We start from the raw sequence: 22,780 nt of genomic DNA on the forward strand, positions 1-22,780 counted from the left end.
AATGCACTGCTACTGCGCACGAGCGGCCGGCTTATTCGGGTGACAAGACCGCGGCGCCGCGGCGCATGTTGCGAATGCACATCGAGATGCGTGGCGTAATCAGGCAGAGCAGATGTATGATATGCCACTTGATTGGCATAGAGATAATGGATCCAGCACGGCCCATGGACACTTCGCACCCAGCCAGACAGCCGCTGACCGACGAGCAGCGCCTCCAGTACCTGATCGCCGGCATCAGCGATTACGCGATCTACATGCTCGACCCCCAGGGCTACGTCAACAGCTGGAACGCCGGCGCCCAGCGCTTCAAGGGCTACGTCGAGCAGGAGATCCTGCAGCAGCACTTCTCGCGCTTCTACACGCCGGAAGACCGCGCCAGCGGCCTGCCGGCGCAGGCGCTGGCGCACGCCCTCGAGCACGGCCGCTACGAATCCGAAGGCTGGCGCGTGCGCAAGGATGGCGCCCGCTTCTGGGCCCACGTGGTGATCGACCCGATCTACGACGACGCCGGCGCCCTGCTGGGCTTTGCCAAGATCACGCGCGACGTCACCGAGCGCAAGCTGGCCGAAGACAAGCTGCGCGACAGCGAGCAGCGCTTCCGGCTGCTGGTGCAGGGCGTGACCGACTACGCGCTGTACATGCTCACGCCCGAAGGCACGGTGTCGAACTGGAACAGCGGCGCACAGCGCATCAAGGGCTACTGTCACGACGAGATCGTCGGCCACCATTTTTCGCGCTTCTACACCGACGAGGACCGCCTGAGCGGCATGCCGGCGCGCGCCTTGACCACGGCCGGCGACGTCGGCCGCTACGAGGCCGAGGGCTGGCGCGTGCGCAAGGACGGCACCCGGTTCTGGGCCAACGTGGTGATCGACGCCATCCGCGGCGAGGACGGGCGCCTGCTCGGCTACGCCAAGATCACGCGCGACCTGACCGAGAAGAAGGCGGCGGCCGAGGCCCTGGATAAAGCCCAGGCGGCGCTGTTCCAGGTGCAGAAGATGGAGTCGATCGGCCAGCTCACCGGCGGCATCGCGCACGATTTCAACAACCTGCTGTCGGTGATCTCGAGCGGGCTGGAAGTGCTCACCATGCGCCACGCTGGCGGCAGCGACGCCAAGACCCTGGACAGCATGCGGCGCGCGATCGACCGCGGCGCCAACATGACCCAGCAACTGCTGGCGTTCGCGCGCCAGCAGCCGCTCGAACCCGAGACGCGCAACGTCAACCGCATCGTCAGCGGCTTCGAATCGGTGCTGCGGCGCGCCGCCAATTCGTCGATCGACTTCGTCCTGACGCTTGATCCCAAGACCCACAATGCGGTGATCGACGCCGCGCGCCTGGAGTCGGCGGTATTGAACCTGGTGGTCAATGCGCGCGACGCCATGCCGGGGGGCGGGCGCATCGAGATCGTGACCGGCAACGTCCTGCTTTCGCAGGACCAGGTGCACGGCCTGGCCGCCGGCCCCTGGGTGCGTCTGGCGGTGAGCGACACCGGCAGCGGCATGGCTCCCGAGACCATCGCGCGCGCCTTCGAGCCGTTCTTCACCACCAAGGAAGTCGGCAAGGGCACCGGCCTCGGACTGGCCCAGGTGTACGGCTTCATCAAGCAGTCGGGCGGCGACGTCGTGATCGACAGCGTGCTGGGGCAGGGCACCACGATCGCGATCTACCTGCCGGCGGTGACCTCGAACGCGGCCCATTTCCACGACGTCGAGACCGAGACCGTGCTGATCGTCGAGGACGAGCCGGACCTGCTGGACGTGGCCTCCTCGCTGTTCATGAGCATGGGCTACGACGTGATGACGGCGGCCAGCGGCACCGATGCGCTGGGCCTGCTGGCCAGCCGCGACGTCGACATCCTGTTCACCGATGTGGTGATGCCGAACGGGATGAACGGGGTCGAGCTGGCGGCGTACACGCGCCAGAACTACCCGAACATCAAGGTGATGCTGGCGTCGGGCTATCCGCAGCCGGCGCTGCGCCTGGACCGCAGCAAGCTGGGGGAGTTCGCGTTCGTGAGCAAGCCATACCGCCTGTCGGACCTGGCGCGCAGCCTGCGCAGTGCGCATTGAGGTGGTGGCAAGCGCACTGCGATTGCGCATCCATTTACCGCTAACTTAAAAACCGTCATCGCTTCCATTGGTCGCAATGACTTCCCGCGAAGGCGGGAATCCAAGTTTGCTCGCTCAGCCACTAAAGGTCGGGCTAGTGGTGCGCACGGGAACTTAGGTTCCCGCCTTCGCGGGAACGACGGCTTCGAGGGGGGCGGTGCAATCGGGCGATCGTGGTACGAACAGCGTTTCGCATTGACCGCCTCCACCTTACAACCCAAAAATGATATCGCTGATCTGGTCATACAGCTTGTCGGCCGACGGCCCCTTGTTGGGCCAGTTCAGGATGTCGAAGTGGTCGTAGCCCTTGTAGTTGCCCAGGAAATTCCAGGTCCCGCGTAGCGCCGTGCCGTCGTAGTCGCGCGCCGGATGCCCGTCCGGCGCGCGCATGCTGATCGTGTTGACCACGCCATCGTTGGCGAACCAGTCGGCGTCGATGCGCACCCGTCCCGGCGTGCTCTGGGTGTAGCTGCCCATGCCGCGCTGCAGCGCCGAGGGCACGATCCATTCGCCGGCATAGGTCTTGAAATACGGGATCATGTCGGTGCGCGGATACTGGAATAGCGCGGTCTGGATCGGGGCGACCGTGCGGTCGGTGCCGTTGCAGCACCAGCTGCCGCCCTCGGTCGCCACCGTGCCCACCGAAAAATAATAGATGTGCGGCGAGGTGCGCGCCCACAGGTTGAATTCGCGCGCGCCGTCGGGCGCCAGTTCCCAGCCGGCCATGCGGTGGCCCAGGATGTCGCGCAGCGGCAGGTCGAGATTGGGCAGGATGTTGAACACCGCATCCGGCAGGCTGGTGCCGTTGTGCGGCGCCGAGACCGTGGTCACGCTGCGGATCCAGCCGACCTTGCCGCCCGTGTAGAGATCGCCGCCGCCTTCGTCCTGGCTGGAGCCGTGCTCGAGCAGCTCGACCAGCGCGCGGATGGTGGTGCCGCCCTGGCTGTGGCCGATCAGGTGGATCGGGTGGTCCTGGTCCCAGGCCGGATACAGCGCCAGCGGATAGTCTTGCGGATTGTTCTTGGGATCGGCCGCCCAGCACTTGCCGGGCGGCTTTTGGACCTGGCCGGGGACGCCGTGGTCGCGCACGTGGGCGGCGCCATAATCGACGCAACCGCCCTTGATCTGCGTGTACAGGTCGGCGGCGCGGTCCCAGTTGGAACTGATCGGGCCGACCACGGCGGCGAAGATCGCGCGCGGACCGCGGTAGACCTGCATGTGGGCAGCGATGTCGCCGTAGCCGCCCCAGTAGTTGAAGCCGCTGTGCTCGAACTCCTCGGGCCCGAAGCCGAGGAAGCCGTGCACCAGCACCACGGGGTAATTGTTGGCGGCGTGCGCGGACCCGCACGCCAGGGTCAGGCAGGTCAGGCAAAATAGGCAAAACTGGCAGAGCGCCTGCACGGCGGCGCCGCAGGCATGGGCAAGGCGGACCATCTCGCTCCTCCGATCAATGCGTCAGGCACATTGTGGGAGTTCGGACGGGGCTGCGGTTTGCGCTGCATCGACTGCGAGCGCGACAGTGTGTCTTTGTGCGCGGAAACATGCGCGCCACGCTTGACAGCATGGCGCGCCATTTCGGTGTTTATCGAACGGTGGTGCTGCCGACCGAGGTGGTCGGGGCGGTGCTGGCCACCGCCGCGCTTGCCGTCGGCGCCGGCGCCGGCGTCAGGGCCGCGGTAGCGGAGGCCTTCTCGGCCTGATCCAGGCGCTCGTCGTTCCAGACCACGTAGTCGTCGACCGAGTACAGGCGGCACGGTTCCTTGCTCTTGGCCGAGCAGGTGGCCAGCGCGCGGCCGTCCGGGTCTTCGCCTTCCTCGGCCCAGGTCCAGGCGCCGCTGGGCGACACGGCGAAGGCGCGCGGCGTCATCTTGGTCAGGTAGTCGCTGTAGGCGCGGCGGCCGTTCTCGGACAGGAAGGGCACGGCGGCGACGTCGTCGACCCTGGCGAAGCCGGTGCGAGCCGGGCTCGGCATTGGCGCCACGTCGAACACCACCCTGGTCGGCATGCCGATTTCTTTCAGGAACTGTTCCGTATCTCCCAGCCACACTTTCTCGCCGTCGCGGCTGGCCAGCATGCCGTGCGAGTCGCGCTTGAAGGCGGCGAATTCGACAAGCCGGCCGCGTCCGCCGGCCTGGGCGTAGGCGTCGTGCATGCGCTGCGCCAGTTCCGGGCCGAACAGCGAATCGTTCTGGCCGTACATCCACAGGCTCGGCAGCTTGGCTTTGGAACCATATTCGGCGAACGCCGACACCAGCTGCGAGCGCCAGGCGCAGCGGTCGCTGTCGTCGCGCAGGCCGCCGGCAAAGTTGATCAGGCCGCGCACGCCCGGCAAGTCCTGGGTGCCGAGTGCGATCGTGGCCAGGCCGCCGTAGGACTGGCCGGCCACCACGATGTGGTCGGCATCGACCCACGGCTGCTGGCGCGCGAAGGCGAGCGTGGCGCGCACGTCCTCGGCCTGGGTGTAGCCGTTGGCGGTCATGTCGCAGCCGTGTTCGCGGTAGCTGCCACCCGACCTGGAAAAGCCCTGGCGCATCGGCACCATCACCGCGTAGCCGCGCTTCACGAAGGCAGTGGCCATGTGATAGAAGCGGTCGCGCTGTTGCAGGCTGGGGCGGCCCGGGTCCTTGCCGTGGTTGATCACGATCAGGGGGAAGGGACCGGCGCCGTCGGGACGGAACACGGTGGTTTCGAGCAGGGCTTCGCCGTTTTCGCCGGCCGGCACCTGCACGATGCGCTCGTTCATGTGGTAGTCCAGCGCGCGCAGGGCGCCGGCGCTTGCGGCCGCCAGGGGAAGGGCGGCCGGTTCAACCTGGGGCTGGGCTTGAAGCTCGGACTGGGCGTGGGACATCGCCGGCAGCATGGCCAGCACGGCAATCGAAGTGGAGATCAGGGTACGGATGGACATTGTTCTCGACGTGGATGACTCTGGACTTGCTGCGGTTCGCAGTGCTTACGGAACCCGTTCCGAGTGGAACAATTTCCGCATGGAATAATTCAAGTCTAGGACGAGTAAATCCTGAGAGCAATACCGAACAGGCTAATTCTGGAGGTAAATTTTTGCGTGTGGCAAAAGTGTCCATCCGACGTGTTTTTTAACGGAGGAGTATGATTGCGACCCTGATATCCTCAAACCATAACTGATGAGCAAGTATCTGCCGCGCGAGTGGGCCCCCGACGAAAAGCCGATGATGCCCGGCTCGCCGTCCACGCCGGCCCATCCGACGCCGCTGCGCTTTGCCTATCTGTTCGTCGGGATCCTGATCACCATCACCGGTGGCCTCGGCAACGCCCTGGTCACCGTCAACCTGGTCCACCTGCAGGGTGTGCTGGGCGCCTATTCCACCGAGACCACCTGGCTGCCGGCCGCCTACGTGATGGCGAATGCCTCGATGAACCTGCTCTTGGTGAAATTCCGCCAGCAGTTCGGCCTGCGCCTGTTCACCGAGATCTTCCTGGTGCTGTATGCGCTGGTGACCTTCGCCCACCTGTTCGTCAACGACCTCGGCTCGGCGATTGCGGTGCGCGCCGCCCACGGCATGCTGGCGGCGGCGGTGTCGCCACTGGGCCTGTATTACATCCTGCAGGGCTTCAAGAAGGAGTGGCGCCTGCGCGGGGTGGCGCTGGCGATGGGCGCGGCCCAGCTGGCGCTGCCGCTGGCGTATCTTTTTTCCAACGACCTGTTGCAGATCGCCGAGTGGCGCGGCCTGTACATGTTCGAGCTCGGCCTGGCGCTGGTGTCGCTCGGCGCGGTGCTGCTGCTCAAACTCCCGCCGGGCGACTACATCAAGGCGTTCCGCCCGACCGACTTCGTCACCTTCGCCCTGTTCGCGCCCGGCATGGCGCTGCTGTGCGCGGCGATCAGCTTCGGGCGGGTGGAATGGTGGTTCGAGCGCGCCTGGATCGGGATGGCGCTGGCTGGCGGCATCGTGCTGCTGGCGGCGGCGCTGTGCGTCGAGCACAACCGCGACAATCCCTTGCTCAACCTGCGCTGGCTGGCCAGCCGCGACATCCTGCGCCTGGCGCTGTCGATGATCCTGGTGCGCATCGTGCTGTCCGAGCAGAGCGTGGGCGCGGTCGGCTTCCTGCGCGCCGTCGGCCTCGACAATGACCAGCTGCAGACCCTGTACGCGGTGGTGCTGGCGGCGACCGTGGCTGGGATCGTGGTGTCGGCGCTGACCATCAACGTCCAGCACCTGATGGCGCCGCAGGTGATCGCACTGCTGTGCATGGCGCTGGGGGCCTGGATCGACGCCCACGCCACCAACCAGACCCGCACCGAGCAGATGTTCCTGAGCCAGAGCCTGTTGGCATTCGGCGGCACCCTGTTCCTGGGGCCGCTGGTGGTGTCGCTGCTGGGCGCGGTGATCGCGAATCCTTCGAACCTGATCAGTTTCTCGGTGCTGTTCGGCCTGACCCAGAACCTCGGCGGCCTGCTCGGCTCGGCCCTGGTCGGCACCTTCCAGGTGGTGCGCGAAAAATACCACTCTTCCCTGATTGCCGAAGGGCTGTCGAGCCTGGACCCGCTGGTGGCCAGCCGCATCCAGTCGGGCGCCGCCGCGGCCGGGCGCTTCCTGGCCGACCCGGCCGCGCGCACCGCCCAGGGCGTGCAGTCGCTGGCCAGCGCCGCCACGCGCGAAGCCAATATCCTCGCCTACAACGACGTGTTCCTGGTGCTGTCGATGCTCGCCGCCGCCAGCGCCACCTGGATTTTCCTGCACGCCGTGTGGCTGCACTATTTCCCGAAACCGTCCGCCGTGCCCGCGCCGCCGCCCAAGGTCGGCCCGCCGCCGCCGGAACCAGTGACCGATTAATCCGACAATCCCAGCACAAGTCCCACGACCATGCCAGAACCATCGACCGCGCCATCCCGCTCCCGCCGCATCCTGCTCAGTGCACTTGCGTTCGCCGCCATCGCCCTGGCCGGCGTGCTGCTGGTGCTGTACGCCTGGAACCTGCCGCCGTTCCGCAGCACCCTGCAGACTACCGAGAACGCGCTGGTGCGCGGCCAGGTGACGATCATCAGCCCGCAGCTGAGCGGCTACGTGGTCGAGGTGCGGGTGCAGGACTTCCAGAAGGTGGCCAAGGGCGAACTCCTGATGCGCATCGACGACCGCATCCCGACCCAGCGCCTGGCGCAGGCGCGCGCCGAGCTGGCCAACCGCCAGGCGGCGCTGTCCAATTTCGCCCAGAGCGCGAGCAGCGCGCGCGCCACCATCGCCCAGAACCAGGCGCTGCTGGCCTCGAACGAAGCGCAGCGCCTGCGCGCCCAGTCCGACCTGCGCCGGGTGGAAGAGCTGGCCGCCGACGGTTCGCTGTCGGCGCGCGAGCTGGACGCCGCCCGCGCAAGCGGCGCGCAAGCATCGGCCGCACGCGACCAGGCGCGCGCCACGCTCGAGATCGCGCGCCAGAACCTGCGCTCGGTCGACGTCAACCGCGCCGCGCTGGAAGCGGCCGTCGCCAACGCAGAAGCGGCCGTCAAGCTGGCCGAGATCGACCTGGCCAACACCCACATCACGGCGCCGCGCGACGGCCAGCTGGGGCAGGTGACGGTGCGCCAGGGCGCCTTCGTCAACGCCGGCGCCCAATTGACGGCGCTGGTGCCGGAAACCATGTGGGTGATCGCCAACATGAAGGAAACCCAGATGGGCAACGTGGCGGTCGGCCAGCCGGTGACGTTTACCGTCGACGCCCTCGGCAATGCGCGCCTGCGCGGGCACGTCGAGCGCATTTCGCCGGCGACCGGTTCCGAGTTCTCGGTGATCGCGCCGGACAACGCCACCGGCAACTTCGTCAAGATCGCCCAGCGCATTCCGGTGCGTATCAGCATCGACCCGAACCAGCCGCTGGCGCAGCGTCTGCGGCCGGGCATGTCGGTGGTGACCACGATCGATACCGCCTCGGTGGCGACGCAGACGGCGGGGGCGCAGCGGTGAGCCGGCGTCGCTTCAACCTGGCGGCGTTGGCGCTGCCGCTGGCGCTGGGCGCCTGCACCATGGCGCCGCAGCCGGCGCCGGAATCGTCGCTGACGCTGCCGGGCGGCTGGCGTACGTCGGTCCCCGCGGCCGGGGCGCCTGCAGTGGCAGAGCGCAGTGCCGGTTCGACTCCGGCTTCGGGCGTCGTCAATCGCGACTGGTGGCGCAGCTTTGGCGACCCGGCGCTCGACGCCCTGGTGCGGCGCGCGCTCGACAGCAACGGCGACCTGCGCATCGCCCGGTCGCGCCTGCAGGAATATGCGGCGCGCATCCGCGTCGCCGACAGCGCGCGTTTCCCGGCGCTGAACCTGTCCGTGGGACCGACCCGCGCGCGCGCCATCGGCCCGTTCGGCACGCCCGTGGAAACCACGTCGATCGCCGGCACGGTGCAGGCCAGCTACGAGCTCGACCTGTTCGGACGGGTGGCCGGCGCGGTCGCGGCGGCGCGCTTCGAGCAATTGTCGCAACAGGCGGCGCTGGACGCGGCCGCACTGGCGGTCGCCGCCAACACCGCCTCCGGCTACCTGAACCTGCTGGGCCTGGACGCCCAGCTGCAGCTGGCGCGCGCCACGCTGGAATCGCGCGAGCGTTCGTTCGAGCTGGCGCGCCACCAGTTCGAGGTCGGCTACAGCTCGCGCCTGGAAATGTCGCAGGCCGAGGCCGAGCTGCACGCCACCGCCGCCGCCGTCCCTCAGCTGGAGCGCCAGATCGCGCTGCAGGAGCAATCGCTCAACCTGCTGCTGGGAGCCAGCCCCGGCCCGGTGGCGCGCGGCGCCGACCTGCTGTCGCTGCGCGAACCGGCAGTCATGCCCGGCCTGCCGTCCGAACTGCTGCGCCGCCGTCCCGACATCGCCCAGGCCGAGAACGCCCTGGCCGCAGCCGACACCAGCCTGGCGGTGGCGCGCAGCCAGCTGCTGCCGTCGATCCGCCTGACGGCGTCGGTCGGCGCCGCCGCGCACAGCCTGCCAGACCTGCTGCAATCGCCGACCGACCTGTGGAGCATCGGCGGCAGCGTGCTGGCGCCGCTGTTCGACGCCGGCCGCCTGCGCGCCCAGGCCGAGATCGTCGGGACCGTGCGCGACCGCGCCATCTTCACCTATGAATCCGTGGTGCGCACCGCGTTCGCCGAAACCGACAACGCGCTGGCCTCGATCGACGGCCTGCACCGCCAGCTGGTGGAAGCCGAGGCGCGCCGCGTGGCCGCCAACGAAGTGCTGCGCGTGGCGCGCAACCGCTATGCCAACGGCTATGCGTCCTACCTGGAAGAGCTGGACGCGCAGCGTACGGCGTTCACCGCCGACGTGAATGCGCTGCAATTGCGCGCCAGCCTGCTGGCGGCGCACGTCGATCTGTATAGGGCGCTAGGGGGAGGATGGACGCCGGGAGTGGATGTGGTTCCCGCATCAGGCGCACAGCGTTAGCTCGAGATAGGACACGTAAGCAAGCACGTCGTCCCCGCGGAGGCGGGGACCCAAGTTCCCCACCGAAGCCGCACCACCCGCATGACCCAACCCAAAGCCAAGCGCCCAACCTGCACCACCTGCCTGCGCGCCGAATCCGCCTGCATCTGCCACTGGATCACCCCGATCCATTCACAGGCATCGCTGCTGATCCTGCAACACCCCCTCGAAGTCGGCAACGCCAAGAACAGCGCCCGCCTGTTGCACCTGAGCGCCACGGAAAGCACAATGGCCATCGGCGAAACCTTCGCCCCCGACCAGCTCCACACCTTGCTGCACGCCGGCGCCCGTACCGCGGTGCTGCTGTACCCGGACACCCCCGGCGATGCCGGATTACCAACGCCGCCACCATTTCCAGCGCGTCCCGCCTCGGCCGTGCGCCTGGTCGTCCTCGACGCCACCTGGCGCAAGAGCCGCAAGATGCTCTACCTGAACCCGCTCCTGCAGCGCCTGCCACGCCTGGCCCTGACCGACGTCGCCCCGTCGGGCTACCGCATCCGCAAGGCCCATGCGCCACACCAGCTCTCGTCGCTGGAAGCGGCCGCCCAGGCCCTGGCCCAGCTCGAAGGCGACGCCGCCCGCTACGTCCCGCTGCTGCAAGCCTTCGACGGCTTTGTGGAACAACAAGCCGCCTGGTTCCGCTGAAAATCCCGCTTGAGTTCCATGTCGGTGCGGCGTAAGATACTGTATAAACATACAGTATGGAGCGCCAGCCATGGCCATCTCTCATCCAGCCCACCAGCACACCGTCCGCGAGTCCCTGATCGAGCAGCCCCTGCCCGTGCCTGCGCCCGTGGCGCGCAAGGGCAGGGGAGCGGTATCGAACCTGCAAGGCCGCTACGAGGTCAACGGCCGCGAACGCTTCGACGACGGCTGGGAGCACCATCTCGACGACGCCGCCGTGCGCACCGTCGTCACCGACGAAGTCGCCAAGACCATCCTGACGCGCAACACCTCGCCCGACATCCCCTTCAATGTCTCGCTGAATCCCTACCGCGGCTGCGAGCACGGCTGCATCTACTGCTTCGCGCGGCCGACGCACAGCTACCTCGGGCTGTCGCCCGGCCTGGACTTCGAAAGCCGGCTGTTCGCCAAGGTCAACGCCCCCGAACTGCTGCGGCGCGAACTCGCCAGGCCCGGCTACGTCCCCGAGCACATCGCCATCGGCGTCAACACCGACGCCTATCAACCGTGCGAGCGCGAACGCGGCATCACGCGCCAGGTGCTCGAAGTGCTGTCCGAATGCCGCCACCCGGCCGGCCTGATCACCAAGTCCTCGCTGATCGAGCGCGACATCGACCTGCTGGCGCCGATGGCCGCCAAGGGGCTGGCCTGCGCCGCCATCACCCTGACCACGCTCGACGCCCAGATCGCGCGCACGCTGGAGCCGCGCGCGGCCGCCCCGATGCGGCGCCTGCGCACCATCCGCACCCTGACCGACGCCGGCATCCCGGTCAGCGTCAGCGTGGCGCCGATCATCCCGTTCGTCACCGAGCCCGAGATCGAGCGCATCCTGGAAGCAGCGCGCGACGCCGGCGCGGTCGGCGCCCACTACACGGTGCTGCGCCTGCCGAACGAGGTCAATCCGCTGTTCCAGGAATGGTTGCAAGCCCATTTCCCCGACCGCGCCGCGCGCGTCATGAACCGCATCCGCGACATGCGCGGCGGCAAGGATTACGACAGCGACTTCGCGCGCCGCATGCACGGCGAAGGCGTATGGGCCGACCTGATCCGCCAGCGTTTCGAAAAGGCGGCCGAGCGGCTCGGCATGACCGAGTTGCGTGGACGTTTCGGGCGGCTCGACACGACGCAGTTCAGGAAGCCGCTGGTGGTGCCGGCGGCGGTGGGCAAGAGCAGCGCCAAGGCTAGCGCGCAGATGGATCTGTTCTGACGTGCGGCGCCCGGGCTTGCACCGGGCTCCAGCGGTGGGCTCGGCGCGAAACGGCAAATGGCTTGTCTACATGCAAGCAAGTGCCGCGGTTGCAACACCGCTATGACGCGACCAGCACCTCGACCGTGCTTACAACAATCCTGTCGCCATCGCTGCACGTCAGCCTGAAGATGCGGCGGCCACTGCCGTCCAGCCGAATACGTTCGGTGCCGGCTGCGGTTCTGGCGCCGCTCCATCCCTCGTCCGCCGTGCAGTATGCGGTGTCGTACGAGGACCAGTTCAGCATCACCCATCCGCCCGGCGCCAGCACCGAAGGCGAAGCGACGAAGGACATCCGCAGATCCCACTCGTCGCCGCCACATCCGCCGAGCGCGGGCAATCCCAGCAAACCCAGCAAGCTCAAGCGTTTGCACATTGCGCGCATGGCTGTCTCCGCACAGTCGATCGAACTGCCATGGTATGCAACTGTGTCATTTAGGCGTTCGCCTCCGGCCAGCTTTTTGAGTCGTCTCAAACCAGCCGCATCATCCATCAATAAGGGTGAACTTGCCGGCCTAATGGTAGCCAGTTCGGGATCGCGCCGTTTTTGAGCACGACCTTAGTGCGATGCCTGGCCGGACGCCGGCGTTGCGCCGGGCGACGTCCTGCCCGCCTGGCAGAATGCCGCGATCTGCTGCAGCGCAGCCTCGGCGCGATAGATGTCGAGCCCGGCGCCGAACCGGTAGCGCTGGTTGGCGGTGTCGATCTCAATCAGTCCCTGCCCCATTCCGAGCCATGCCATTCTCGATTCGAAGGCGGAAATCGTGGATGCGGGGCGCAGGTGCACGGAAACGATGTCGCGGGCGTCGAGACAGATCGCGCCCATGCCGCGAACCGGCAGCGCGCCATGTCCGATCAGAAGCTGGTCCTGGTAGACGAAGTTGCGGTACAGGATGACGACCAGGAATACCACCATGAACAGCGACACCGCTACGAACAGATACGCTTCGCCGGCTACGATGCGCGGCCAACCGTTTCGGTACGCCGTGGTCAGGACCAATATGCCGGCGATGCACAAGAGCGTGGGCGCGAGCAGACATTGCCGGGGGCAGGTCAGGTGCAGTGTCTCGGGTCCTGCGGCGTTCACTGATTCGACGACGACGGTGCGTTTGGCGGCCGGGGAACGCATCGGGATGCTAGGCCGGTCGCGCCGCGTTGTCTGCTTCCAACGCGAGCAGTCGGCGCTCGAGCTCGAACACGTGCTCGTCCGGCTTGCCCAGTTCGCGCAGCGCCTGCGCCAGGCGCAGCAGGTATTCACTGTTCGGCCCGCTCGGTCCGCGCGCCGACGCGATCTGGCGCGCGATATCGGGTTCGCTCGCCGGTCCCAGGTAGGCCGCGTTGTCGTGGGTGGCGATGTAGACGATGCCCTCGACCGTGCTGCCGTCCTCGAAGTGCATGTCGGTCGCCAGGCGCAGGTAGCCGTTCTTTTCGCGGTGGTCGAGGTGGGCGAATTCTTCCGGCGTGACCAGGTAAGCCATGCCGTGGCACACGGCGCCTTCCTGCGGCGCCAGCGTCACCACCCGGCCGGGCGCGGTCTCGGTGCCGCGATGGTCGTGCGAGCCCTGCCAGAAGCGGCGGGTCCAGCCGCGGATACAGGCCGGGCGCCGCTCGATGAAGGGAAAGTCGGCCTTGAAGATCAGCGAGCCGTAGCCGAACAGCCATACGCTGGCGTGGCCGTCGAAGCGGTTCATCTGCTGGTTGATCGCGATCGTGTTGAGGGACATCGTCAAGGGCCGGACACTGGTGAAGGAGCGCCAGATTGTAGCGCGGGGGCGCCATGGACGCGCTCGACGTGGCCGAACAGAAAGGCGATGAAGGCCTCGGACGCCGGCGACAGCGAGCGGCCGGGCCGGGTGTACACCAGGAAGCGGCGGCTCAGCACCGGGTCTTCCAATGGACGCAGCGCCAGCCGGTGCTGCGCCACCAGCGGCGCGGCGTATGGCAGGCATACGGTCACGCCAAGGCCGGCGCCGACCATCGCCAGCGCGGTGGTCATGAAGGTCACCTCGTGCGCCGGCCGCACCGTGACGGCGCGCGCTGCAGTGGCCGCATGCATGTCGTCCAGCAGGCGCTCGGTGAACTGGCCCTGCAGCGAGATCAGCGGATACGCCGCCAGGTCGTGCCACGTGACGCGCTGCTGTGCCTCGAGCGGGTGGCCTTGCGGGAACACCGCCGCGAACGGCATCTCGAATAGCTGGCGCGCCATCAGGGGTGGCGCCGGCATGCGCTCGGGGCCGATGCCGACGTCCGCTTCGCCCGACAGCACCCGGGTGACCACGCCTTCGACCTCGGTGTCGGCCAGCCGCACTTCGACGTCCGGATGCTGCGCGCGCCAGGCCGCGATCACCTGCGGCAGCAGGGTGCACGCCAGCAGTTGCGGCGCGGCGATGCGCACCACGCCTTTCTTGAGGCGCGTATGGTCGGCGACGTTAGCCAGCGCACCGTCCAGGTCATCGATCATTTGGCTAAATAAGGGGTATAGCTCGCGCCCGATGTCGGTCAGGTCGATGCGGCGCGTGCTGCGGTCGACCACGCGCGCGCCCAGGGTCTGCTCCAGCTCCTTGATCAATCCGGACAGCGCCGATTGCGTCACGTGCAGCGCCTGCGCGGCGAGCGTGAAGTTGCCGCTCTTGGCCAGGGCGACGAAGGCGCGCATCTGGCGCAGGGTTGGATTCATGAGAAAGTCCGATAGATCGTGCGGAAAATATCGTTTGAATGATAATTGGTTTTCCTCTGTAATGGCGACTGCTCAGCAACAGCGAAGGAAACGCCCATGAAACTCGCCACCATCAAGAACGGCCGCCGCGACGGCGCGCTGGTCGTCGTCAGCCGCGACCTGGTCACCTGCCAGGCCGTGCCGGAAATTGCCGCCACCCTGCAGGCGGCACTGGACGACTGGGAACGCGTCGCGCCGCAATTGCAGGCGGTGTACGACCAGCTCAACGACGGCGCCGCCGACAACGCCGAATCCTTCATCGAGCACGAATGCCACTCGCCGCTGCCGCGCGCCTACCAGTGGGCCGACGGCTCGGCCTACATCAACCACGTCGAACTGGTGCGCAAGGCGCGCGGCGCCGAGGTGCCGGCCTCGTTCTACAGCGATCCATTGATGTACCAGGGCGGCGGCGACTCCTTCGTCGGCCCGTGCGACCCGATCGCGGTGCTGTCCGAAGACTGGGGCGTCGACCTGGAAGCCGAGGTGGCGGTGATCACGGGCGACGTGCCGATGGGCGCCAGCGTCGACGAGGCGGCCGGCGCAATCCGCCTGGTGATGCTGGTCAACGACGTTTCGCTGCGCAACCTGATCCCGAACGAGCTGGCCAAGGGTTTCGGCTTCTACCAGTCCAAGCCCGCCAGCGCCTTTTCTCCGGTGGCGGTCACGCCGGACGAACTGGGCGGCGCCTGGACCGGCAGCAAGCTGCACCTGCCGCTGCTCGTCACCCTCAACCGCGAGCCGTTCGGCCGACCCAACGCGGGCGAGGACATGACCTTCAGCTTCGCCCAGCTGGTCGCGCACGCGGCCACCACGCGCGAGCTGTGCGCGGGCAGCATCATCGGTTCCGGCACCGTCTCGAACAAGCAGGGCAGCCTGCACGGTTCGAGCGTGCAGAACGGCGGCGTTGGCTACTGCTGCCTGGCCGAAGTGCGCATGTACGAAACCATCGAGGGCGGCAAGCCGCAGACGCCGTTCTTGCGCTACGGCGACACGGTGCGCATCGAGATGTTCGATGACAGTGGCGTCAGCATTTTCGGCGCCATCGACCAGGAGGTGGTGCAGTATCACGGCCCGCGCCACGGCGAACGCCAGGGCGTCCAACACGCGAGGTAATCCATGAAGCTGTTCACGTATTTCCGCAGTTCGGCCGCCTACCGGGTGCGCATCGCGCTCAACCTCAAGGGTCTGCACTACGACGCGGTGCCGGTGCACCTGCTGCGCGGCGGCGGCGAGCACCTGCAGGACGAGTACCGCAAGATCAACCCGAGCGGCCTGGTGCCGTCGTTCCAGGACGACTGGATCACGCTGACCCAGTCGATGGCGATCATCGAGTACCTGGAAGAGACGCACCCGCAGCCGCCGCTGCTGCCGAAGGATGCGCCGGGCCGGGCGCGGGTGCGCGAACTGGCCCAGATCGTCGGCTGCGACATCCACCCGGTCAACAACCTGCGCGTGCTGAACTACCTGGTCAAGCACATGGGACTGTCGGACCAGGCCAAGACCGAGTGGTACCGCCATTGGGTCATCGAAGGCTTCCAGTCGCTCGAGGCGCACCTGGCGCGCGACCCCGGCGCCGGGCCGTTCTGCCACGGCGACCATCCGACCATCGCCGACTGCTACCTGGTGCCGCAGGTGTTCAACGCCCAGCGTTTCAATATCGACGTCGCGGCCTACCCGAACATCGACCGCATCAATTCGCTGTGCATCGAACTGCCGGCGTTCAGGGCGGCGCATCCGTCGCAGCAGCCGGACAAGGAATAGCCCGGCGCCGCGACCGCCAGCCGGCCGTGGCACACTTTCTTCAATGCCGCAGCGTCGAGCGGTCCGGCTCGGCCGGCGTCGAGATCTCGTCCAGCGTGCGGTCGACCTGGGCCGAATGCTTGGCCGCCCAGCGAGACGATGCCGACCAGGCGCTGCGAGGCCTGATCGATCACCGGCACGCGCCGGATCTGCACGTCGCCCATCTGGTGCATGACCGCGTCGACTTCCTGGTCGCTGGTGCAGGTGCGCACGTCGGTGCTCATCACGTCGGCCACGCGGGTGGCGTCGGGCGCCTGGCCGGCGGCGACCGAGCGCACCGTGATGTCGCGGTCGGTGATCATGCCGACCAGGCGCTCGCCGTCGCACACGGGAATCGCGCCGACATTAAGTTCATCCATCATCTGGGCCGCGCGCTGCACCGATTCCTGCGGCGAAATCGTGCGTACGTCGGGTGTCATCACTTCGCGAATGGTTTGCATGCTGTCCTCCTGAGCCTGGTCGAAGTTCCCGCGTGGGGAAAGGCGGCCATGATGCGCCGCTTCGCCCATGGCGGACGCCACCTTGAACGGTGGCAAGCTGCGCGCGTCGCAGCACCGCCCTGTGCGACAATCGCGCCTCTTCCGACTTGCCATTCCACCATGTCCAACATCGACATCCCCGCACCGATCCTGCAAGCCCTCGACCTGGCCGACGCTTCCTGGCGCCCGACGCTCGAGGCCGGCCTGGCGGCCGTCGCCCGCGCCAACCCCGGCTACCTGGCGGCGCTGGCGGCCGACGATTACCTGCCGACCGAAGGCCGCCTGTTCGCCGCTTTTGCCCAGCCTGTCGAGCGGGTCCGCTATGTGCTGGTGGGGGAGGGGCCGTACCCGCGCGCCGAAAGTGCGACCGGGGTCTGCTTCATGGACGGGGCAGTGGGAGAATTGTGGTCCGCGACCGGGCTGTCGAAGCCGGTCAACCGCGCCACCTCGCTGCGCAACTTCATGAAGATGCTGCTGGTGGCCGACGGTCAATTGCAGCCGGGCGCGACCGGCGGCGACGCGCTGGCGTCCGTGGCCCGGGCGGCGCGCGCCGGCGCGGCGATCCAGACCCTGGCGCAGCTGCAGGACAAGCTGCATGGCCAGGGCTTCCTGCTGCTGAATGCGGCGCTGGTGTTCCGCAAGCACGTGGCGCCGGCGATCGACGCCCGCGCCTGGCTGCCGTTCCTGCAGACGGTGCTGGCGGCGCTGGCCGGGCAGTCCCGGCCGCCGACCCTGGTGTTATGGGGCAAGATCGCCGAGCAGCTGAAGAAGCTGCCGGAGACGGCGGCCTTCCCGCAGGCCGTGGCCGAGCATCCCTACAATCTGACGTTCATCGAGCATGAAGGCATGCACCGCCTGTTCGGTCCGATGCATTTGCTGAAACCGTAGGGTTGGCGGCTCCGCCGCCGACGCGGTGGTCGTTTGCAGCGAGATCATCCGGCACGACAGCGGAGCCGCCAACAATCACCGCGTCGGCGGCATAGCGCGGGGCCGCCGAGGCCAACCCTACGTTGCCATCAAGATCAGGGAAAAGGTGGGGTGGGAACGCCCCGGCCGTTTTTGGGGCCCTCCAAGACAAGTCCCCCGCGATTTGCTATACTTGACTAAATCGTTCAACTAATCAGGTTATTCATCTGCCCCTCTGCAGAAACTGCATAAGACGGGGTGTTGAACAAGAGGAATATTTTAACATTAACCGGGGTTGTCATGCGTCTGACTACCAAAGGCCGTTTCGCTGTTACCGCGATGATCGATCTAGCCATGCGTCAAGGCAATGGTCCGGTCACGCTGTCGGGCATCAGCCAGCGCCAGGCCATTTCGCTGTCCTACCTGGAGCAGCTGTTCGGCAAGCTGCGCCGCCACGAGATCGTCGAGTCGATCCGCGGCCCGGGCGGCGGCTACAGCCTGGCGCGCACTGCCGAAAAGGTGACGGTGGCCGACATCATCATCGCCGTCGACGAACCGATCGACGCGACGCAGTGCGGCGGCAAGGAAAACTGCGCCGGCACGGCCGCCCACGGCGCCCGCTGCATGACCCACGAACTGTGGACCACGCTGAACGAAAAGATGGTCGATTACCTGGATTCGGTTTCCCTGCAAGACCTGGTCGACCAGCAGCGGCAGAAAGAGCAAGCCGAACAGAATGTGGTGCACGTGCACCGCGGCGCCCCCGCCGCCGTCGGACAAAACTAATAGCAAGTTGAAGCTTACTGGAGTGAATTGATGAACGCGCCTTTGGACAAGAAAACCGAGCAGAGCTTCGCGACTGCCCCCCATTTCCCGATCTACCTGGACTACTCGGCCACCACGCCGATCGATCCGCGCGTGGCGGACAAGATGATTCCGTTCCTGCGCGAGCAGTTCGGCAACCCGGCTTCGCGTTCGCACGCCTACGGCTGGACCGCCGAAGCGGCGGTCGAAGAAGCGCGCGGCCACGTCGCCGCCATCGTCGGCGCCGATCCGCGCGAAATCATCTGGACCTCGGGCGCCACCGAAAGCAACAACCTGGCGATCAAGGGCGCGGCGCATTTCTATAAAACCCGCGGCAAGCACATCATCACCGTGAAGACCGAGCACAAGGCCGTGCTCGACACCGTGCGCGAGCTGGAACGCGTCGGCTTCGAAGCGACCTACCTCGAGCCGCAGGATAACGGCCTGATCACCGTCGAGCAGCTGCAGGCGGCGATCCGTCCGGACACCATCCTGGTCTCGGTGATGCTGGTGAATAACGAGATCGGCGTGATCCAGCCGATCGAAGAGCTGGCCACCCTGTGCCGCTCGAAGAACATCATCTTCCACTGCGACGCCGCGCAAGCGGTCGGCAAGGTGCACATCGACCTGGCCAACAGCAAGGTCGACCTGATGACCTTCACCGCGCACAAGGTGTACGGTCCGAAGGGCATCGGCGCCCTGTACGTGCGCCGCAAGCCGCGCGTGCGCCTGGAAGCGCAGATGCACGGCGGCGGCCACGAGCGCGGCCTGCGTTCGGGCACGCTGCCGACCCACCAGATCGTGGGCATGGGCGAAGCCTTCCGCATTGCCAAGGAAGAAATGGACGCCGAACTGGTGCGCGTGAAGGCGCTGCGCGACCGCCTGGCCAAGGGCCTGATGGAGATCGAAGAGGTCTACGTCAACGGCGACATGGACCACCGCGTGCCGCACAACCTGAACGTCTCGTTCAACTACGTCGAGGGCGAGTCGCTGATCATGGCGGTCAAGGACATCGCCGTCTCGTCCGGTTCGGCCTGCACCTCGGCCAGCCTGGAACCGTCGTACGTGCTGCGCGCCCTGGGCCGCAGCGACGAACTGGCGCACAGCTCGATCCGCTTTACCATCGGCCGCTTCACGACCGAAGAAGAAATTGATTTTGCTGTCGAACTGCTGAAGAGCAAAGTCGGCAAACTGCGCGAACTGTCGCCGCTGTGGGACATGTTCAAGGAAGGGATCGACCTGAACTCGATCCAATGGGCAGCCCACTAAATTACTGAATTCAAGGAGCATCACCATGGCATATTCGGACAAAGTTCTGGACCACTACGAAAACCCGCGCAACGTCGGCGCCTTCGACAAGGGCGACGATGCGATCGGCACCGGCATGGTCGGCGCGCCGGCCTGCGGCGACGTCATGAAACTGCAGATCAAGGTCAACGACCAGGGCCTGATCGAAGACGCGAAGTTCAAGACCTATGGCTGCGGTTCGGCCATCGCCTCCAGCTCGCTGGTCACTGAGTGGGTCAAGGGCAAGAGCCTGGACGAAGCGCTGGCGATCAAGAACACGCAGATTGCCGAAGAACTGGCGCTGCCGCCGGTCAAGATCCACTGCTCGATCCTGGCCGAAGACGCGATCAAGGCCGCCGTTGCCGACTACAAGGCAAAGCACGCCGACAAGGCAGCAGCGTAATCACCGTCGTCACTGTAGAAACAAGCTGGAGAAGCACATGGCAATCACCCTGACCGAAAAAGCTGCGAAACACGTCAACCGCTACCTCGAACGCCGGGGCAAGGGCATCGGCTTGCGTTTCGGGGTGCGCACCACGGGCTGCTCCGGCCTGGCCTACAAGCTGGAGTACGTCGATGAAAGCGCGGCCGAAGACAGCGTCTTCGAGTCGCACGGCGTGAAGGTCTTCGTCGACCCGAAAAGCCTGGCCTACATCGACGGCACCGAACTCGACTTCGCACGCGAAGGCCTGAACGAAGGCTTCCGCTTCAACAACCCGAACGTCAAGGACAACTGCGGCTGCGGCGAAAGCTTCCGTATCTAAGGGCTTATGCAGAATCACTTCGACCTGTTCCAGCTGCCGGCCCGCTTCGAGGTCGACCAGGACGCCCTGGACGCCGCCTACCGCGAAGTGCAGGGGCGCGTCCATCCCGACCGTTTCGTGAACGCCACCGACGCCGAGAAGCGCGTGGCGATGCAGTGGGCGACGCGCGCCAACGAGGCGTATCAGACGCTGCGCCATCCGCAGAAGCGCGCGCAGTACCTGTGCGAGCTCAATGGCGTCGATCTGCAGACCGAATCGAACACGGCCATGCCGCCGGCATTTTTGATGCAGCAGATGGAATGGCGCGAAGAGCTGGAAGACGCGCGCGCAGCCAGGGATGCGATCGCGCTCGACCGTCTTGAAGCGCAGCTGCGCAGCGAGCGCAAGAACCTGCTGGGCAGCGTGGAAAAGCAGCTTGATGCGGGCGACTACAAGGCCGCTGCTCAAGGCGTACGCTCGCTGATGTTCCTCGACAAATTCGGCGACGAAGTGCAGTACGCCTTCGAAGCCATCGAAGCCTGACCTGTTGCGCCACCGTACGGTGGCGAATACGGCCTGCCGCCCGGCGCGCGATCCCGATTCGGCGTATCATCCCCGGCGCACAAAAACAATATTGGTAACACGACTATGGCACTCCTCCAAATCGCCGAACCCGGCATGTCCACCGCCCCGCACCAGCACCGCCTGGCCGTGGGCATCGACCTGGGCACCACCAACTCGCTGGTCGCCACCGTGCGCAGCGGCAGTCCCGAAGTGCTCAGCGACGAGGAGGGCCGCTCGCTGCTGCCGTCGATCGTGCGCTTCCTCCCGGATGGCAACGCCAATATCGGCCACAAGGCGCGCGCGCACCAGACCACGGATCCGAAGAACACCATCGTCTCGGTCAAGCGCTTCATGGGCCGCGGCTTGAAGGACATCGCCCACGCCGAAAACCTGCCCTACGATTTCGTCGACGGCGAAGGCATGGTGCAGCTCAATACCGTGGCCGGCGTGAAGAGCCCGGTCGAAGTCTCGGCCAACATCCTGGCCACGCTGCGCCAGCGCGCCGAGGATTCGCTGGGCGACGACCTGGTCGGCGCCGTGATCACCGTGCCGGCCTATTTCGACGACGCCCAGCGCCAGGCCACCAAGGACGCGGCCCAGCTGGCCGGCCTGAACGTGCTGCGCCTGCTGTCCGAACCGACCGCCGCCGCCATCGCCTATGGCCTGGACCATGGCAAGGAAGGCGTCTATGCCGTGTATGACCTGGGCGGCGGCACCTTCGATATCTCGATCCTCAAGCTCTCCAAGGGCGTGTTCGAAGTGCTGTCCACCGGCGGCGATTCGGCGCTGGGCGGCGACGACTTCGACCACCGCCTGTTCTGCTGGATGGTCGAGCAGGCCAAGCTGGCGCCGCTGTCGGACCAGGACACCGCGACCCTGATGGTCAAGGCGCGCCAGGCCAAGGAACTGCTGTCGACCAATGAAGAGACGTCGATCGAAGCGATCCTGAAATCGGGCGAGATCGTGCAGCTGACGATCACCGCGCACACCTTCGCCGAGATCACGAAAAACCTGGTCAACAAGACCATGAACGCGATCCGCAAGGCGATGCGCGACGCCGACGTGGCGGTCGAGGACGTCGACGGCGTGGTGATGGTGGGCGGCGCGACGCGCATGCCGCACGTGCGCCGCGCCGTGTCGGAATTCTTCCAGACCATCCCGCACGCGAACATCGACCCGGACCGCGTGGTGGCGCTGGGCGCCGCGATCCAGGCCAACCTGCTGGCCGGTAACCGCGCCGAAGGTGACGACTGGCTGCTGCTGGACGTGACCCCGCTGTCGCTCGGCATCGAGACCATGGGCGGCCTGGTGGAGAAGATCATCCCGCGCAACTCGACCATCCCGGTGGCGCGCGCCCAGGAGTTCACTACCTTCAAGGACGGCCAGACCGCGCTGGCGGTGCACGTGGTGCAGGGCGAGCGCGAACTGGTGAGCGACTGCCGCTCGCTGGCGCGCTTCGAACTGCGCGGCATCCCGCCGATGGCGGCCGGCGCGGCGCGCATCCGCGTCACCTATCAAGTCGACGCCGATGGCCTGCTGGCGGTGGCGGCGCGCGAGATGCGCTCGGGCGTGGAAGCCTCGATCACGGTCAAGCCGTCGTACGGCCTGGGCGACGACGAGGTGGCGCGCATGCTGCAGGATTCGTACTCGTCGGCTTCCGAAGACATGCAGATGCGCGCGCTGCGCGAAGAGCAGGTCGAGGCTGAGCGCATCCTGCTGGCGACCGCCTCGGCGCTGGCGGACGACGCCGAGCTGCTGTCGCCTCAAGAACGCGCCGCGGTCGCCGCGCTGGAGCAGGGCGTGGTCGATGCGATCACGTCGTCGCAGGACGCCGCCTTGGAAGCCGGCCAGCGCCAGGACGCGCTGCACAATGCGGTGCAGGCGCTTGCGCGCGGCACCGAAGAATTCGCCGCCCGGCGCATGGACAAGAGCGTGCGCAAGGCGCTGGCGGGCAAGTCGCTGGACGAGGTCTGAGGTGGTCGAACTTGTGGACGGCATAGCCGTCCAC

At 66.9% G+C, this 22,780-nt stretch carries 22 protein-coding genes; 15 read left to right on the top strand and 7 right to left on the bottom strand.

The genetic code is table 11. The annotated features are described in order from the left end of the window. Positions 1 to 164 precede the first annotated feature (164 nt). The gene (locus QPK27_RS04985; protein WP_290417101.1) at positions 165 to 2,072 is read left to right on the top strand and encodes a PAS domain-containing sensor histidine kinase; all 1,908 of its coding nucleotides are present in this window, start codon (positions 165 to 167) and stop codon (positions 2,070 to 2,072) included. 249 nt (positions 2,073 to 2,321) lie between these two features. Here the strand turns inward: QPK27_RS04985 and QPK27_RS04990 are convergent, their stop codons facing one another. Together QPK27_RS04990 and QPK27_RS04995 are read right to left on the bottom strand one after the other, a co-directional pair. After that, on the bottom strand, positions 2,322 to 3,545 hold the full coding sequence (locus QPK27_RS04990) for a triacylglycerol lipase (protein WP_290417102.1): 1,224 nt from the start codon (positions 3,543 to 3,545) through the stop codon (positions 2,322 to 2,324). Positions 3,546 to 3,693: 148 nt separating this feature from the next. Continuing rightward, on the bottom strand, positions 3,694 to 5,016 hold the full coding sequence (locus tag QPK27_RS04995) for a dienelactone hydrolase family protein (RefSeq protein ID WP_290417103.1): 1,323 nt from the start codon (positions 5,014 to 5,016) through the stop codon (positions 3,694 to 3,696). Between the two features lie 235 nt (positions 5,017 to 5,251). Here QPK27_RS04995 and QPK27_RS05000 point away from each other — a divergent pair, with 235 nt between their 5' ends. The 5 genes from QPK27_RS05000 to QPK27_RS05020 all read left to right on the top strand — a co-directional run bounded on the left by QPK27_RS05000 (position 5,252) and on the right by QPK27_RS05020 (position 11,434). Continuing rightward, positions 5,252 to 6,922, top strand: a complete 1,671-nt coding sequence (locus QPK27_RS05000) for an MFS transporter (protein ID WP_290417104.1) — start codon at positions 5,252 to 5,254, stop codon at positions 6,920 to 6,922. Between the two features lie 30 nt (positions 6,923 to 6,952). After that, positions 6,953 to 8,044, top strand: a complete 1,092-nt coding sequence (locus QPK27_RS05005) for an HlyD family secretion protein (protein ID WP_290417105.1) — start codon at positions 6,953 to 6,955, stop codon at positions 8,042 to 8,044. Continuing rightward, positions 8,041 to 9,504 carry an efflux transporter outer membrane subunit gene (locus tag QPK27_RS05010; protein WP_290417106.1) on the top strand — a complete coding sequence of 488 codons (1,464 nt, stop codon included), beginning with the start codon at positions 8,041 to 8,043 and terminating at the stop codon, positions 9,502 to 9,504. Before QPK27_RS05005 ends, QPK27_RS05010 begins: the two co-directional genes overlap by 4 nt. A gap of 81 nt (positions 9,505 to 9,585) precedes the next feature. Beyond that, a complete protein-coding gene (locus QPK27_RS05015) occupies positions 9,586 to 10,188 on the top strand; it encodes a tRNA-uridine aminocarboxypropyltransferase (RefSeq protein ID WP_290417107.1) in 603 nt (200 codons plus the stop codon). Positions 10,189 to 10,258: 70 nt separating this feature from the next. Then, positions 10,259 to 11,434: a PA0069 family radical SAM protein gene (locus QPK27_RS05020; RefSeq protein ID WP_290417108.1), complete on the top strand. Its 1,176-nt coding sequence runs from the start codon at positions 10,259 to 10,261 to the stop codon at positions 11,432 to 11,434. A gap of 100 nt (positions 11,435 to 11,534) precedes the next feature. Here the strand turns inward: QPK27_RS05020 and QPK27_RS05025 are convergent, their stop codons facing one another. From QPK27_RS05025 to QPK27_RS05040, 4 genes are all read right to left on the bottom strand, one after another. Next, entirely contained in the window at positions 11,535 to 11,858 is a 324-nt protein-coding gene (locus QPK27_RS05025; protein ID WP_290417109.1) for a hypothetical protein, read from the bottom strand. Between the two features lie 174 nt (positions 11,859 to 12,032). After that, a complete protein-coding gene (locus QPK27_RS05030) occupies positions 12,033 to 12,602 on the bottom strand; it encodes a hypothetical protein (protein ID WP_290417110.1) in 570 nt (189 codons plus the stop codon). A gap of 7 nt (positions 12,603 to 12,609) precedes the next feature. Next, entirely contained in the window at positions 12,610 to 13,197 is a 588-nt protein-coding gene (locus QPK27_RS05035) for a gamma-glutamylcyclotransferase (RefSeq protein ID WP_290417111.1), read from the bottom strand. Positions 13,198 to 13,199: 2 nt separating this feature from the next. Continuing rightward, positions 13,200 to 14,150, bottom strand: a complete 951-nt coding sequence (locus QPK27_RS05040) for a LysR family transcriptional regulator (protein ID WP_290417112.1) — start codon at positions 14,148 to 14,150, stop codon at positions 13,200 to 13,202. Between the two features lie 96 nt (positions 14,151 to 14,246). Here QPK27_RS05040 and QPK27_RS05045 point away from each other — a divergent pair, with 96 nt between their 5' ends. Continuing rightward, the gene (locus tag QPK27_RS05045) at positions 14,247 to 15,302 is read left to right on the top strand and encodes a fumarylacetoacetate hydrolase family protein (RefSeq protein WP_290417113.1); all 1,056 of its coding nucleotides are present in this window, start codon (positions 14,247 to 14,249) and stop codon (positions 15,300 to 15,302) included. A gap of 3 nt (positions 15,303 to 15,305) precedes the next feature. Beyond that, positions 15,306 to 15,950, top strand: coding sequence for a maleylacetoacetate isomerase (gene maiA, locus QPK27_RS05050; protein WP_290417114.1), 645 nt, complete (start codon positions 15,306 to 15,308; stop codon positions 15,948 to 15,950). Here maiA and QPK27_RS05055 read toward each other — a convergent pair. Beyond that, on the bottom strand, positions 15,860 to 16,429 hold the full coding sequence (locus QPK27_RS05055; RefSeq protein WP_290417115.1) for a CBS domain-containing protein: 570 nt from the start codon (positions 16,427 to 16,429) through the stop codon (positions 15,860 to 15,862). The genes maiA and QPK27_RS05055 overlap by 91 nt on opposite strands. Before the next feature lie 159 nt (positions 16,430 to 16,588). On the opposite strand from QPK27_RS05055, the gene QPK27_RS05060 reads away from it, so the two are divergent. The 7 genes from QPK27_RS05060 to hscA all read left to right on the top strand — a co-directional run bounded on the left by QPK27_RS05060 (position 16,589) and on the right by hscA (position 22,746). Continuing rightward, complete coding sequence (locus QPK27_RS05060) at positions 16,589 to 17,356, top strand: uracil-DNA glycosylase (protein WP_290417116.1); 768 nt, start codon at positions 16,589 to 16,591, stop codon at positions 17,354 to 17,356. A 318-nt stretch (positions 17,357 to 17,674) separates the two neighbouring features. Beyond that, positions 17,675 to 18,160, top strand: a complete 486-nt coding sequence (gene iscR / locus QPK27_RS05065; RefSeq protein WP_290417117.1) for a Fe-S cluster assembly transcriptional regulator IscR — start codon at positions 17,675 to 17,677, stop codon at positions 18,158 to 18,160. 30 nt (positions 18,161 to 18,190) lie between these two features. Further along, on the top strand, positions 18,191 to 19,447 hold the full coding sequence (locus QPK27_RS05070; protein ID WP_290417118.1) for an IscS subfamily cysteine desulfurase: 1,257 nt from the start codon (positions 18,191 to 18,193) through the stop codon (positions 19,445 to 19,447). A gap of 25 nt (positions 19,448 to 19,472) precedes the next feature. Then, positions 19,473 to 19,868 (top strand): Fe-S cluster assembly scaffold IscU, encoded by a 396-nt coding sequence (gene iscU / locus QPK27_RS05075; protein ID WP_290417119.1) that lies wholly within the window; start codon positions 19,473 to 19,475, stop codon positions 19,866 to 19,868. 37 nt (positions 19,869 to 19,905) lie between these two features. After that, the gene (gene iscA, locus QPK27_RS05080; protein ID WP_290417120.1) at positions 19,906 to 20,229 is read left to right on the top strand and encodes an iron-sulfur cluster assembly protein IscA; all 324 of its coding nucleotides are present in this window, start codon (positions 19,906 to 19,908) and stop codon (positions 20,227 to 20,229) included. Positions 20,230 to 20,235: 6 nt separating this feature from the next. After that, positions 20,236 to 20,751, top strand: a complete 516-nt coding sequence (hscB, locus tag QPK27_RS05085) for a Fe-S protein assembly co-chaperone HscB (RefSeq protein ID WP_290417121.1) — start codon at positions 20,236 to 20,238, stop codon at positions 20,749 to 20,751. Between the two features lie 105 nt (positions 20,752 to 20,856). Beyond that, positions 20,857 to 22,746: a Fe-S protein assembly chaperone HscA gene (hscA, locus tag QPK27_RS05090; protein WP_290417122.1), complete on the top strand. Its 1,890-nt coding sequence runs from the start codon at positions 20,857 to 20,859 to the stop codon at positions 22,744 to 22,746. The last annotated feature ends 34 nt before the right edge of the window (positions 22,747 to 22,780 follow it).

The organism is Massilia sp. YIM B02443, from assembly GCF_030411955.1.
Taxonomy (GTDB): Bacteria; Pseudomonadota; Gammaproteobacteria; order Burkholderiales; family Burkholderiaceae_D; genus Telluria.

What these genes read in the sequence shown, in the direction of transcription:
- QPK27_RS05005 (WP_290417105.1), top strand. Translation starts at nt 6,953, where the DNA reads ATGCCAGAACCATCGACCGCGCCATCCCGCTCCCGCCGCATCCTGCTC.
- QPK27_RS05055 (WP_290417115.1), bottom strand. Translation starts at nt 16,429, where the DNA reads ATGCAAACCATTCGCGAAGTGATGACACCCGACGTACGCACGATTTCG.
- QPK27_RS04985 (WP_290417101.1), top strand. Translation starts at nt 165, where the DNA reads ATGGACACTTCGCACCCAGCCAGACAGCCGCTGACCGACGAGCAGCGC.
- QPK27_RS05035 (WP_290417111.1), bottom strand. Translation starts at nt 13,197, where the DNA reads ATGTCCCTCAACACGATCGCGATCAACCAGCAGATGAACCGCTTCGAC.
- hscA (WP_290417122.1), top strand. Translation starts at nt 20,857, where the DNA reads ATGGCACTCCTCCAAATCGCCGAACCCGGCATGTCCACCGCCCCGCAC.
- hscB (WP_290417121.1), top strand. Translation starts at nt 20,236, where the DNA reads ATGCAGAATCACTTCGACCTGTTCCAGCTGCCGGCCCGCTTCGAGGTC.
- QPK27_RS04990 (WP_290417102.1), bottom strand. Translation starts at nt 3,545, where the DNA reads ATGGTCCGCCTTGCCCATGCCTGCGGCGCCGCCGTGCAGGCGCTCTGC.
- QPK27_RS05000 (WP_290417104.1), top strand. Translation starts at nt 5,252, where the DNA reads ATGAGCAAGTATCTGCCGCGCGAGTGGGCCCCCGACGAAAAGCCGATG.
- QPK27_RS05015 (WP_290417107.1), top strand. Translation starts at nt 9,586, where the DNA reads ATGACCCAACCCAAAGCCAAGCGCCCAACCTGCACCACCTGCCTGCGC.
- QPK27_RS05045 (WP_290417113.1), top strand. Translation starts at nt 14,247, where the DNA reads ATGAAACTCGCCACCATCAAGAACGGCCGCCGCGACGGCGCGCTGGTC.
- QPK27_RS05030 (WP_290417110.1), bottom strand. Translation starts at nt 12,602, where the DNA reads ATGCGTTCCCCGGCCGCCAAACGCACCGTCGTCGTCGAATCAGTGAAC.
- QPK27_RS05025 (WP_290417109.1), bottom strand. Translation starts at nt 11,858, where the DNA reads ATGCGCGCAATGTGCAAACGCTTGAGCTTGCTGGGTTTGCTGGGATTG.
- QPK27_RS05040 (WP_290417112.1), bottom strand. Translation starts at nt 14,150, where the DNA reads ATGAATCCAACCCTGCGCCAGATGCGCGCCTTCGTCGCCCTGGCCAAG.
- QPK27_RS04995 (WP_290417103.1), bottom strand. Translation starts at nt 5,016, where the DNA reads ATGTCCATCCGTACCCTGATCTCCACTTCGATTGCCGTGCTGGCCATG.
- iscR (WP_290417117.1), top strand. Translation starts at nt 17,675, where the DNA reads ATGCGTCTGACTACCAAAGGCCGTTTCGCTGTTACCGCGATGATCGAT.
- QPK27_RS05020 (WP_290417108.1), top strand. Translation starts at nt 10,259, where the DNA reads ATGGCCATCTCTCATCCAGCCCACCAGCACACCGTCCGCGAGTCCCTG.
- QPK27_RS05060 (WP_290417116.1), top strand. Translation starts at nt 16,589, where the DNA reads ATGTCCAACATCGACATCCCCGCACCGATCCTGCAAGCCCTCGACCTG.
- iscU (WP_290417119.1), top strand. Translation starts at nt 19,473, where the DNA reads ATGGCATATTCGGACAAAGTTCTGGACCACTACGAAAACCCGCGCAAC.
- maiA (WP_290417114.1), top strand. Translation starts at nt 15,306, where the DNA reads ATGAAGCTGTTCACGTATTTCCGCAGTTCGGCCGCCTACCGGGTGCGC.
- iscA (WP_290417120.1), top strand. Translation starts at nt 19,906, where the DNA reads ATGGCAATCACCCTGACCGAAAAAGCTGCGAAACACGTCAACCGCTAC.
- QPK27_RS05070 (WP_290417118.1), top strand. Translation starts at nt 18,191, where the DNA reads ATGAACGCGCCTTTGGACAAGAAAACCGAGCAGAGCTTCGCGACTGCC.